The 12,583-nt window shown below is 33.8% G+C and carries 14 protein-coding genes and 1 other annotated feature; of the genes, 11 read left to right on the forward strand and 3 right to left on the reverse strand.

The genetic code is table 11. The annotated features are described in order from the left end of the window. Nucleotides 1-159 precede the first annotated feature (159 nt). The 3 genes from BKP45_RS17670 (at nucleotide 160) to nrfD (ending at nucleotide 3,648) form a co-directional block, all read left to right on the forward strand. Nucleotides 160-1,677, forward strand: a complete 1,518-nt coding sequence (locus BKP45_RS17670) for a multiheme c-type cytochrome (RefSeq protein WP_071389905.1) — start codon at nucleotides 160-162, stop codon at nucleotides 1,675-1,677. 100 nt (nucleotides 1,678-1,777) lie between these two features. Further along, entirely contained in the window at nucleotides 1,778-2,455 is a 678-nt protein-coding gene (locus BKP45_RS17675; RefSeq protein WP_084787870.1) for a 4Fe-4S dicluster domain-containing protein, read from the forward strand. Between the two features lie 14 nt (nucleotides 2,456-2,469). Continuing rightward, the gene (gene nrfD / locus BKP45_RS17680) at nucleotides 2,470-3,648 is read left to right on the forward strand and encodes an NrfD/PsrC family molybdoenzyme membrane anchor subunit (protein WP_071389906.1); all 1,179 of its coding nucleotides are present in this window, start codon (nucleotides 2,470-2,472) and stop codon (nucleotides 3,646-3,648) included. A gap of 149 nt (nucleotides 3,649-3,797) precedes the next feature. On the opposite strand, the gene BKP45_RS17685 is transcribed toward nrfD, so the two are convergent. Then, a complete protein-coding gene (locus BKP45_RS17685; RefSeq protein WP_071389907.1) occupies nucleotides 3,798-4,223 on the reverse strand; it encodes a hypothetical protein in 426 nt (141 codons plus the stop codon). Between the two features lie 326 nt (nucleotides 4,224-4,549). Between BKP45_RS17685 and BKP45_RS17690 the strand changes: the two genes are divergently transcribed. From BKP45_RS17690 to BKP45_RS17715, 6 genes are all read left to right on the forward strand, one after another. Next, complete coding sequence (locus BKP45_RS17690; RefSeq protein WP_169824102.1) at nucleotides 4,550-6,709, forward strand: sensor domain-containing protein; 2,160 nt, start codon at nucleotides 4,550-4,552, stop codon at nucleotides 6,707-6,709. A 511-nt stretch (nucleotides 6,710-7,220) separates the two neighbouring features. Next, nucleotides 7,221-7,343: a sequence feature (ribosomal protein L20 leader region), on the forward strand. Nucleotides 7,344-7,592: 249 nt separating this feature from the next. Next, nucleotides 7,593-8,096 (forward strand): translation initiation factor IF-3, encoded by a 504-nt coding sequence (gene infC, locus BKP45_RS17695; protein ID WP_071310049.1) that lies wholly within the window; start codon nucleotides 7,593-7,595, stop codon nucleotides 8,094-8,096. Between the two features lie 65 nt (nucleotides 8,097-8,161). After that, nucleotides 8,162-8,362, forward strand: a complete 201-nt coding sequence (gene rpmI, locus BKP45_RS17700) for a 50S ribosomal protein L35 (RefSeq protein WP_071389908.1) — start codon at nucleotides 8,162-8,164, stop codon at nucleotides 8,360-8,362. A gap of 43 nt (nucleotides 8,363-8,405) precedes the next feature. Next, a complete protein-coding gene (rplT, locus tag BKP45_RS17705; protein ID WP_071310047.1) occupies nucleotides 8,406-8,762 on the forward strand; it encodes a 50S ribosomal protein L20 in 357 nt (118 codons plus the stop codon). Nucleotides 8,763-8,859: 97 nt separating this feature from the next. Continuing rightward, on the forward strand, nucleotides 8,860-9,126 hold the full coding sequence (locus BKP45_RS17710; RefSeq protein ID WP_245747457.1) for a DUF1294 domain-containing protein: 267 nt from the start codon (nucleotides 8,860-8,862) through the stop codon (nucleotides 9,124-9,126). Between the two features lie 37 nt (nucleotides 9,127-9,163). Continuing rightward, complete coding sequence (locus BKP45_RS17715) at nucleotides 9,164-9,745, forward strand: TVP38/TMEM64 family protein (protein ID WP_071389909.1); 582 nt, start codon at nucleotides 9,164-9,166, stop codon at nucleotides 9,743-9,745. Between the two features lie 87 nt (nucleotides 9,746-9,832). On the opposite strand, the gene BKP45_RS17720 is transcribed toward BKP45_RS17715, so the two are convergent. Beyond that, entirely contained in the window at nucleotides 9,833-10,216 is a 384-nt protein-coding gene (locus BKP45_RS17720; protein ID WP_071389910.1) for a sigma-w pathway protein ysdB, read from the reverse strand. 118 nt (nucleotides 10,217-10,334) lie between these two features. Between BKP45_RS17720 and BKP45_RS17725 the strand changes: the two genes are divergently transcribed. After that, nucleotides 10,335-10,826 carry a dUTP diphosphatase gene (locus tag BKP45_RS17725; protein ID WP_071389911.1) on the forward strand — a complete coding sequence of 164 codons (492 nt, stop codon included), beginning with the start codon at nucleotides 10,335-10,337 and terminating at the stop codon, nucleotides 10,824-10,826. Between the two features lie 67 nt (nucleotides 10,827-10,893). Further along, nucleotides 10,894-11,970: a M42 family metallopeptidase gene (locus tag BKP45_RS17730; protein WP_071389912.1), complete on the forward strand. Its 1,077-nt coding sequence runs from the start codon at nucleotides 10,894-10,896 to the stop codon at nucleotides 11,968-11,970. Nucleotides 11,971-12,224: 254 nt separating this feature from the next. On the opposite strand, the gene BKP45_RS17735 is transcribed toward BKP45_RS17730, so the two are convergent. Further along, a complete protein-coding gene (locus BKP45_RS17735) occupies nucleotides 12,225-12,476 on the reverse strand; it encodes a hypothetical protein (RefSeq protein ID WP_071389913.1) in 252 nt (83 codons plus the stop codon). Between the last annotated feature and the right edge of the window lie 107 nt (nucleotides 12,477-12,583).

The raw sequence follows: 12,583 nt of genomic DNA on the forward strand, positions 1-12,583 counted from the left end.
ATTTTTCTGAAATCATTCAGGGATTAGACTAAGTAAAAAGGTGGCTTTCACTGATAACAGATTGTGTAATAATATGTGAAAATATGAACAAGGACTTACTAAGAAAAACAGTAGGTCAATAATTTTCAATCATTTTATTTACTAAAGGGAGGGGAAAATATGAAAAATATACGGTTATTGGTTTTATCAATCGTTTTATTAATTTTAGTGGTATTCGCTGTAGGGTGTCAAACCAATACATCTGTTGGAGGGCAACCAGTAAAGCCAACATTTCCTACAGAACCAACTGCAGAAGTAGTAGACCTTATAACAAATGGTTCTTATTATGATAAGTTTGTAGGTCCTGAAAGATGCATGGATTGTCATGAAGAAAAATACGAAAAATGGGAAACTTCTTGGCACACTGCTAAAACGACGGAAGGGCCAAATCTTGGGTCTTACGAGTATGTTTGGGATTGGGTTTTTGATCAGTGGGAACAAATGGATTCATATTTAATTCTTGACCAAAAAGACAGCAATACCATTTATTTAAGCACAAAGAAATATGAATTATCTGAAGTTGATTATGTAGTAGGTAGTGTAAGAAAGCAACGATATATGGTTTATTACGATGGATCACCGCAAGAAGCTTACTTAGCAACTACTGAAGATGGTGGAATTAGTTGGAATTTGGATAAGTCCGAAAAGGTTCAGTTTGAAGGTAATAAAGAACGGGCTGGATATAATTTCTTATTTCTAGAATTAACTCCGAAACAAGAAATTAAAACATACGGAACATGGCGTTCATGGCAAGAACAGTGCATCGCTTGTCATACTACTGGATTCGATCCAGATGCTTGGGAAGAAGCAAAAGAGGAATATATTAACGGGGAACGTGAGGATTTAAGAGAAACTTTTACTGTAGATACACGTGTAAGTTGCGAATCCTGTCACGGCCCAGGTTTAGAGCACGTATATTATCCGTTACGTGAAGGTACAATCATTAACCCAGTAACAATGGATGGTGATGTTGATACGCGTAAACTTGTCTGTGAACAATGTCATACACGAAACCAAACAAATCTTATGTATGGAAATGGTTCAAATGATTTCCGTGGATTTCAGTTAGGTGTTCATGATTTTAATGACTATTTGAATATTATTCAATATACGCGGCCAGCATGGGGTGAGGGTAATCGTCAAGTTTCTATTGATGGAAAAGGTCGCCGTGACCACCAACAAGACATGGACATTCGCCTGCAAGATCATATTAAAGGTGGAGAAACGATCCACGGTTCTATGACTTGTTTTGATTGTCATGATGCTCATAATGTAGGAAATAACCCAGATAACTTACGAACTTTTGGTGATACACCTATAGCTAATTGTCTAACCTGTCACGGGCTAGAGTCTGAAGAAATGATGAAAGCTCTAGATGGTAGAACTGGTTGGGATAGTTACGGATTCGGAAACTGGAAAAATGAAGGTGGCCGTGTGCCAAACAAACAGCACATCTTTAATGTTGACGAGGAAGGCAGAAGCTTTGGGTTGTCCCCAGATCAATATATTTGGGCACTAAAGGTTGATGGTGATGCTTCACTAAAAGAGGATTGGCTACCAATTTGGCCATGGGAAAAAGATCTATATAGAGAGAAAGGTCAAAGAGTATCTGTTGGGGCTGAACCTTGGAATCAGTAGCTCTTAATATTGATTAACACAATAGGGTACTAATCATGTTTAGTACCCTATTAGAATAAAAGTTTTGTTGTTATAAGAAAAATTAAAAGGAGGGAAAACGATGAAAACAAAGGTTTCACGTCGCGCTTTTTTAAAGAAGACTGCAACCTTATGTTCTGGGGCAGCATTACTTACAAGTGGTTTATTATCACTTACTAGTTTAGTAACAGCTTCTAATGGAAATACCGTAAAAGTTAAATTTGGTATGATCATTGATAATACGAAATGTATTGGCTGTGGTCTATGTCAGGAAGCTTGTGCTACTAGACATGAGCTGCCAGAAGGTGAGTATTTTATTAAGCTCTATAAGGAATACGAACGAGGAATGTATCCTAATATCGTTGTAGAGAATATTACTACGCAATGCAATCATTGTGAGAATGCTCCATGTGCTAGAATTTGTCCAACTGGAGCAACATATTTAAATGATCAAGGTATCATGGTTATGAATGCTAAGAAGTGTATTGGCTGTAAAGGGTGTATCACTGCTTGTCCTTATAACGCAAGAATTTGGAGTGAAAAATTCGGTACACCTGAAAAATGTAATTTCTGTGATGGGTTTGTACAGGCAGGGAAGGACCCAGCGTGTGTGAAAGCATGCCCTCGCGATGCTCGTATTTTTGGAGATTTAAACGATGTAAACAGTAAGATTAGTAAAACGATCATTGAACGTCGACTCGAACCATTAAAGCCTGAACTTGGAACGAAGCCGAAAATTTATTATGTGAGACATAAGTAAAGGAGGAACTGGAGATGAATGAAGTCGTTCAACAAAAGTCGATATTACCGAAAAGTCCCAAAAATCAAACTCCTTTACTAGTGATAACGGGTGTGTTACTTGCTTTATTTATTTATGGTGCGATAGTAACACTCGCTAAAGGTCATCATGCATGGGGTACAACCGATGAAGTACTATGGGGGTTATTAATCTCTGCGTATGTATACTTTGCTGTTGGGTGTACAGGTTTATGTCTCTTATCAACATTAGGACACCGAGTATGGATTCTACGTCTTGTTTTTGGAGACACAAAGTTTACAAACACAAAAGAATTTGAAGATATGGGAATAAAGCCGATCATTTTGGCTATTACATTTTTATCTACAGCGTTTATTGTGCTTGCTCTAGAGCTTAAATACCCTCTTAACTTGGCAATTTATGCTGTTCTGTCTCCAAATTTCCAATCAGCGTTTATTTGGATGGGTTACTTATATGGAATTTACCTAGTGTTTTTAATTGCAGAAGTTTTTTTCCACATGATAAATAAAGAAAAGGCAGTAAAAGTATTTGCTGTACTAGCGATTACTACTGGGCTAGCAGCAACAAGTAATTTAGGTGCCGTTTTTGGTACGATGCCAGGAAGAGCTTTCTGGACTTCACCTTATTTACCTATATTGTTTATATTTACGGCATTATTAACTGGAGCGGCAGCATTACTCATATTGTTTTATTTCACAAGTGAGAGAACTAGAGAACAGCTCGTTCCGTATTTAAGTAAATTATTAGTATTGTTTATAATCGTTGTTCTTATTTTAACTATTTGGAATATACTCAGTGGTTTGATTGGGCAATCTCCTGAAAGATACGAAGCTACAATGTATTTGCTAACAGGTAGTTTAAGTATAAGTTTTTGGGTGTTTGAACTTGGATTAGGTCTTTTACTACCTTTGTTGATTGTACTAACAGTAAAAGATCCTCGGAGCTTAATGGCTGCCGGTGTAATGGTGTTAGTTGGAATGGCATTTGCACGTCATAATCTCATAACAGCAGGGCAAATCGTATCGCTAAAACCAGAAGTAAACGCTCCCGTTACGTTGTTAAGCTACACACCAACATTCGTTGAGTATAGTATGGTGATCGGTGCGCTAAGTATGATATTGATAGGGTATTTCTTAGGAATAAAGTTAGTAAATAAATTTCAAAAAGCTCATTGATTTAATAATTAAATATATTTTTACGATAAAAGGTGAATTCAAAGCTCGTGAAACTAAGGCTTTGAATTCACCTTTTAAGTAGGTAAAAATATATGTTGTTTTGAAGCTTGGCTGATGCCAGTTGATACGGGTATTTTAAGTAGCTTTTTCTAAAAAGTAATTTTATGACCTTCTAATGTAATATTTTTTAAAATTTTTAGTTTGTTATTTCGTTTGGATTTGATATAGTATTTCTCATAAGGGTAAGTTAAATCTTCTGGTAAATCATTGGCTTTTATTTCCGCTTTCACTTGTGTAAGCAGTGATTGAAATTCAATTTCCACATCATCCTCTAACTTTTTGCCTCGCTCTATATAATTGAACAATAGTGGTAGCGTTATTTCCCCTTTTTCTTTCTTATTTTGATACTCTACAAAGGCTTCATCAATTAATGAATTCAATTGTAATATCGCTTTTCTTTCAATCTCCTCAAATTTAGGTAGATACTTTTCCTCTAGAAATTCTGGCGAGATAGCGGATGCTGAATGACTAAATAGTGTGATAAAAAGAATAGTTAATAATAAGTATTTTTTCACTTTCTTCACCTTCATAAATAATATAAATTTTTTTGTACAAGTATAAGCTTAACTCATAGTTTTATCCAAAAAATGCTTTAATATTTAATGAATTTTATTATACAGATTTACATGACTATGTTACTATATCTAGCTGAATTGGTGCGTTTTCAACTAGATATAGCATGATGTCGCTGGATTAATGAAATTATAAGATTCAATAATTATTATGATAAATAATTACACTTTTCGACATTGGTAAATAAGTGGTAGACTTACTATACCAATAAAAGCGAAATACTCTATATTTTATGTTAAGAAGTTTTCTTCTCAAGGGGGGAATTTTTTTGAGTAAGGATTTAATTAATACATTTAAACGTAATACATCGATAAATCTTGTCTATGAACTAAAGCGTGAGCTAATAAAATTAAATATCAAAAGTCAAATGGTAGAAGAAATATTAGGTGAGTTATCTGACCTTAGTTATGCCCATGATCAATCAACCATTGTTGCAACAACAGATAAAAACGGTACAATTTTAAGCGTTAATGATACATTTTGCAGAATTTCTAAATATTCGAGAGAAGAATTAATTGGGAAAAATCACAGGATATTAAAATCTAACCATCACTCAGATGATTTTTATGCGGATATGTGGAGAACGATTACTAGTGGAAATGTTTGGCATGGTGAAGTGAAAAATCGGGCAAAGGATCGAACCTACTATTGGGTGAAAACTTCCATTTTTCCTTATTTTGATGAGAATGGAATTCCATATAAATTCGTATCAATTAGAACGGATATAACTGAAGGAAAGCTTTATGAAGAACAAGGACGAAGATTACTTAAAAATGATTTCTTTCAAGTGATGGGGAATTTAGATAACTTTGTATTTAAGTTAAAGAAAATAAATAAAGATTATGTTTTCACTTTAATTGCTGGAAAACTAGCAGAAGAAATTGGAATATATAAAGATAATTTTCTACACTCTTCTATTTCGAAAATTTTACCGCCAGTTATTTTAGATAAGTTTTTATACTATGTAGAAAAAACGTTTACAGGGAAGAAGAGTAAGTTTGAATTAAAAAATAATAATAAGCATTTGTATATAACACTTTCGCCATTTTATCGAGAGAATGAAATACAAGAAATAGTTGGATCGGTAAATGATATTACAGAATTAAAAAATTCTGAATTAACGGTTCAACATATGGCTTATCATGACACACTCACTAATTTACCAAACAGAAGAATGTTGGATCTTAATTTAACTCAACATATACAAACGGCTAAGGAAACAAATAAAAATGTTGGAGTAATGTATATTGATTTGGATCATTTCAAACATATAAATGATTCGTTAGGTTACCAGGTAGGGGATTATATATTAATTTTGGCAGCACACCGTTTAAAAAAAGTAGAGTTAACCAATTATATTGGTGATTATGTGCTTTATCATCTCGGTGGCGATGAGTTTTTATTAGTCATTTATGATTTTAAAGAAGATGATGTAGTTAAAGCGTGCCAATACTTATTAAAAAATTTTGAAAGTCCATTTTTATATAAACAAGCTGATATACACCTAACAATAAGTATAGGTATTAGCGCTTATCCATCATGTGGCGAAACCTCTGAAGATTTAGTGAAAAATGCCGATATTGCATTGTACACTGCTAAAGAAAAGGGTAGAAATACGTATATGTTCTACACCGATGAAATGAATAAGAAGTTAGTCAAAAAATTACAAATAGAAAATGAATTAAGGAAAGCATTAACAACAAACGATCAGTTAATGCTGCACTATCAACCACAGGTTGACTTAAAAACGAATAAAATTGTTGGTGTAGAGGCACTTATTCGCTGGCTTCATCCAGAAAAAGGCTATATCCCGCCTTTAGAATTTATACAAGTTGCTGAAGAAACTGGTTTAATTATCCCCTTAGGAGAATGGGTGTTAAAAGAAGCGGTTACTGAAATTAAAAAGTGGCAACAGCTTGGCTTTGATAATATTAGAGTGGGTGTTAATATTTCTAATAAACAATTCCAACATCCTAGTTTTATAAACGATTTATCAAAATTGTTGGAAAAAACTAGGGTCAACCCGAGTTTATTAGAGCTAGAAATAACAGAGAATAGTTTATTAGAAAATACTAAAGCAACGGTTGAGACATTAACCCAATTAAAAGAATTAGGAATTCAAATTGCTATCGACGATTTTGGTACAGGGTATTCTTCGTTAAGTTATTTGCAAACATTTCCGATAACTACTTTAAAGATTGATCAAACCTTTGTTTATCATTTACCTGATAATAAGGGCGATCGAGCAATTGTATCTTCAATAATAAATTTGGCACATAATTTAGGTTTACGAGTGATCGCTGAAGGGGTAGAAAATAAAGAAGCACTGTGTTATTTACAAGAAGAACAATGTAATGAAATGCAAGGCTACTACTTTAGTCGACCAGTTTCTGCTGACGAAATCATTTCCCTTTTAAAAAATGAATGATTTATCCCACTCTTAAGGGGCAAGTAAGACCCCACCTCAAAACTTAAGAAAATCGAGAAGTTTAGGTGGGGGATAAACTGCCCCTAAAGGTCCGATAAGTTGAACTAACAATCAGTGGGGGATGAAGGAAAACCCCCACTGATTGAAGTTCAGCTTTATCATAACGGTCCGTATCACCTATTAAACTCTACGAATTGAATTTTAACTATTTAAAGAGAATAATGAATTTCATCATTCATTATTCTCGCCGCTAAGATATTATCTTGGGTCTGTTTGGTTAATTAGAAAACTCATTCAATAAGTATATTTAAATACGGAAAATATTAATAGAGCAATTAATATTCATTTTTAGGAAAAAAACACTTGAAATGTTTCATAGATTCTTGTTAAGATAAATAAGTCGATTTTCGAATTTCTTAATTGTTGTGAAGTAAAAATAATTAGTACACGTAGAATGTTGACAAACAACTTGCTTCTTGGTATAGTAACTTAGTGAATTAAATATTGGAACCAATGCAAGAAGAAGCGCCCGCTTCTCACCTGACTGACTAATGAAGTTTGTAGGTTACTAAAATGTTTAAGTTATGAACAGTATAGGTGTGGGCGCAATATGTGCTCACACCTTTTTTATGCTTCAACTTTTAACTTTGTTAAAAGATTAGAGTATAGAAAGGATAAGACGCATACTTAGAGTTTGCGAATGATTAAGTTGTTCAAGTACATTGGATAATCAAGTAAGTAGGGCATTCAATTTATGCATGGATCCTTGGTATATCGTTTTGAAAAAAGTAAAACGATATACATAGTAAACTAAGGTTACAGTTGCTTTAATAAGCAATATTTTTCTAAAAAACCATGGAGGTGGCTAGTTATTAGTAAAGACATGATGGTCAATGAGGGCATCCGTGCCCGAGAAGTTCGTCTCATTGGGGCAAACGGAGATCAAATTGGTGTAAAATCAAGACAAGAAGCTCTTGAAATGGCTCAAAATGCAAACCTTGACTTAGTTATGGTTGCACCAAATGCTAAACCGCCAGTATGCCGAATTATGGACTACGGTAAGTTTAGGTATGAGCAACAAAAGAAAGACAAAGAAGCTCGTAAAAATCAAAAAATTATCACAACGAAAGAGGTTCGCCTGAGCCCGACGATTGAGTTAAATGATTTTAATACGAAGCTTCGTAATGCCCGCAAGTTCCTTGAGAAAGGAGATAAAGTAAAAGCTGCGATCCGTTTTCGCGGACGTGCGATTACTCATTCTCAAATCGGAAGAGATGTTTTAATGCGTCTTGCCAAAGAATGTGAAGACATTTCAACGGTGGAGTCGGCGCCAAAAATGGAAGGCCGAAGCATGTTCTTAATTTTAGCTCCAAAAGCTGAAAAATAGTTGATAAAACTATTAAGAACATAAGAATCTTTTAATAGTAGTAATCAATAAGGGAGGATTTACTTATGCCTAAAATGAAAACTCATAAGGGTGCAGCAAAGCGTTTTAAGAAAACAGGTTCTGGCAAGCTTAAGCGTGCGCGTGCATACACAAGTCACTTATTTGCTAACAAGTCAACAAAAGCAAAACGTAAGCTTCGTAAAGCTGCAATGGTTCATAGTGGAGATTTCAAACGTATCCGTGAAATGTTAACGTACAAAAAATAATTATTATTTTCAACATTGTTGAAGATTTGAGGAGGGAAACACGATGCCAAGAGTAAAAGGCGGTTATGTCGCTCGTCGTCGTCGTAAGAAAGTATTAAAGTTAGCTAAAGGTTATCATGGTTCAAAACATAGATTATTTAAAACTGCGCAAGTCCAAGTAATGAAATCATTACTTTATGCTTACCGTGATCGTCGCCAAAAGAAGCGTGACTTCCGTAAGCTTTGGATTACTCGTATTAACGCAGCTGCACGTATGAATGGTCTTTCATATAGCCGTTTAATGCATGGTTTAAAAGTAGCAGGTATTGAAGTAAACCGTAAAATGCTTGCTGATTTAGCTGTTAACGATGAGAATGCATTTGCTGAATTAGCAGCAAAAGCAAAATCTAGCTTAAACTAATAGTAAAATTAAAAAGCCACTCTCATGAACGAGGGTGGTTTTTTTACACATTATGTAGTTGAGTATAGGCCTAATGTTAAGAAAGTAGGGAAAAGTTGTGACAAGTACAACCATCGTCGCATATGCTTTTTTTATCAATATTGTATCATTTGTCTATATGTTTGTAGATAAACAAAAAGCAATAAAAGGTCAGTGGAGAATTTCTGAGAGAAAATTTTTCTTACTAGCGATAATCGGAGGTAGTGTCGGTATCATGCTAGGTATGAGAGCTTTTCGTCATAAAACAAAGCACAATTCTTTTAGAATAGGGATGCCGGTTATAATGATTATACAAATTGTCCTAATGAGTTATCATTATTTGTAATCGGAATTCATATTTGTTAATAGAGAGGAGGAAGACAATGATTGAACATCTTTCAGAAGCTATCCCCATCTATATTGAACAGAGTGGATTTTTAGCGCCATTATTATTTGTTTTATTTCATCTTATTCGTCCACTTTTATTATTACCCGTTATTTTTGTTTGTATGGTTGGTGGGTATTTATTTGGTGTCATTTACGGATCGATCTTTTCAATGATAGGATTAACACTAATGTGTATCATTTTTTATTTTATCACAATGAAGTTTCCGCATCTGTTATCCAAATTTGCGAAGTTAAATAAAAAAATGATGAAAAATGGTCCAATGACAATGAATCAAATTATGGTGTTAAGGATGGTTCCTTTTGTTCATTTTCACCTCTTATCGCTCTATATTGTGGAGCAAACAAATAGTTTTAAAGAATATACGAAATATTCGTTTCTAGGTATCGTTCTACCATCAATTATTTTCACTAGTTTTGGGCAAATGATAGTTGATCTTCCGCTTTTTTATTCAATCGCTCTTTTGGTCTTTTTAACTGCTATCTTTTTTGGGTTTCGTAAAAAGAATTTAGACAAACAGACAAACGTTGAATGGAAGAAATTTTTTAAAACAAGCTGAAAAAACAACCGTCCAATAATATTATTGGATGGTTGTTTTTTAGCTTGTTTAGTTAAACTTTTGTCTTTACGGTTGCAGCGGTTTTTGTTAGCGTGAAAGTAATTCTTTTATTGGGCTCTTCCAAATTACTTTCGCATTTGGATATATGATACTAATTTCTTTCTCGATAAAATGAAAATCTTCCTTATTTAAACCTTGTAGGTTATTGTTATTCTTTGCCCAAACTTGTATAGTGACAACCTCAAAGGCATTTTCAGTTGTCCCTAAATATTTTTCTCCCTCAAATAAAACACCGCGGTAAGTCAAAAGAAAATTTTTTCTGACATTTGATTTTTCGTCTAGTAAATAAAACAATTTTTTATTATGGGCTAATTCTAACTTTCGTTTAGGGTTTATAAAATATTTGATAGCACAATATGCTAAAATAAAAACGGCTATTAATACCAAAAATCGAAATAAAAAAACAGCCATCGACATCACTCCTAGTTAAAATCATTTAATAGTATATGCGCATAATCAGATATCATCTCATTTACATACGTTTTAAAAAAGAAAAGGTTTCAAAAAATAACAAAAGGACGTGAATTTATTGGATTTAATAAAAATGTTCCAGTTGCAGAAAGAATTAGACAACCGAATTAGAGAAGAACACAATGTTCTTGGTAAGAACTTAATTGCTGAAAAAGTATTAGCTTTTCAAGTAGAACTTGGTGAATTAGCAAATGAAACACGTTGTTTCAAGTATTGGAGTTTAAAACAACCAAGTTCACAAGAAGTTATTTTAGAGGAGTATGTAGATGGATTTCATTTTTTATTATCAATAGGAATAGATATCTCAATATCAATAATAAAGCTTAATGTTGAAACTCCTAAAAATAGTTCAACGTTAACAAACCAGTTTGCAACTCTATATTCTCTTAGTAGTCAGTTTGAAAAAACGAAAGATGAAAGTGATTTTATTGTATTATTTCAGCAATATTTAGTTTTAGGAAAATTATTAGGTTTTACAGATAATGACATAGAAACAGCATATAGAGGGAAAAATGAAGTGAATCATCAACGGCAAAACGATGGCTATTAATTGAGTATTATTTCGATTATCGATATAATTAAATGAGAGATATTATATTTTAAGGAGGCATTTACATATGGATGAAACGTTAAAGATGTTAAAGGCACTGACAGATGCAAACGGAATTCCAGGGGATGAACGCGAGCCACGAGAGGTTATGAGAAAATTTATTGAACCTTATGCTGATGAAGTGACTCAAGATCACCTTGGGAGTCTAATAGCAAAAAAAACGGGTGCTGCTGAAGGTCCAAAAATAATGGTGGCAGGGCATTTAGATGAAATTGGCTTTATGGTTAAAAGCATCGATGATAAAGGATTTTTACGCTTTCAAACAGTAGGTGGCTGGTGGGGGCAAGTGATGCTAGCACAACGTGTTACTGTTATGACACGCAAAGGTAATGTGCCAGGTGTTATCGGCTCTAAACCACCGCATATTCTTCCACCTGAGGCAAGAAAAAAACCTGTTGAGATTAAGGATATGTTTATTGATATAGGTGCGTCAAGTAAAGAAGAGGCAATGGAATTTGGTGTTCTTCCCGGTGACTCAATAGTACCAGTTTGTGAATTTACGGTCTTAAAAAATGAAAAAATGCTTATGGCAAAAGCGTGGGACAATCGAATTGGTTGCGCAATTGCGATTGAAGTACTTCGCCAATTAAAGGATGTTGATCATCCTAATACAGTTTACGGTGTAGGGACAGTACAAGAAGAAGTGGGACTTAGAGGGGCTCGAACATCGGCTCACTTTATCCAACCAGACATAGGTTTTGGTGTTGATGTAGGAATTGCAGGAGATACTCCTGGTGTAACAGAAAAAGAAGCATTGGCAAAAATGGGGAAAGGCCCTCAAATTATCATTTATGATGCTTCAATGATTTCTCATAAAGGACTTCGTGATTTTGTAACTGATACAGCTGATGAAGCTGGAATTCCATATCAATTTGATTCTGTTGCTGGTGGTGGAACAGATTCTGGCGCTATTCACTTGACAGCGAATGGGGTTCCGGCTCTATCTATTACTATTGCTACACGATACATTCATACACATGCAGCGATTCTTCATCGAGATGATTTTGAAAATGCTGTGAAATTAATTGTTGAAGTTATTAAAAAACTTGATAAAGATACAGTTGCAAAAATAACATTTGAATAAAAATAAAAGGAGGCTGATTTAATTCTAACGGGTTCAGTTTTGGGAGGGAAAACGTTAATTTATAGGATAAATACATTACATTTAACATTCCAATTCCAAACGAATTAACACTACAATTAGCATACAAAAACGCACAGATACTGTGCGTTTTTACTCATATTTTCTTTTCTTGTTAAACTAAAGCCTCCTTACTTTAAGTGAAACTTTTCACAAATTAAAAGATAATTTCTTGGCTAAAAAAATCAGTACTTATATTAGGACTGAATTCTCTTTTCGAGGCTATTAATTTTCGTATCGTGTTTCCCTGTTTTTTCACTTGAATAATCAACGTCATACTTAATACCGTCAACCTTTTTAGAGATTAAATAAAGGGTGTCTTTAACATCTTTCTGCTGACTTTTTTCTATTTGACCAAGCCTTGATAATACTTCATCAAACTGAAGATCTACTTTATCAAAACGCTCTAAGATGATTTTGAGCAGATGTTCATTATCCGTTTTAATCACCTTTTACTCAGCAGACGTCATTTCAATTATTTTCTTATATATTGAAAAATACTCTGTTTCACCAATTTGATCACCGTCTAAAAAATCTTGGTTACCTTTCATACTAA

The organism is Anaerobacillus alkalidiazotrophicus (assembly GCF_001866055.1).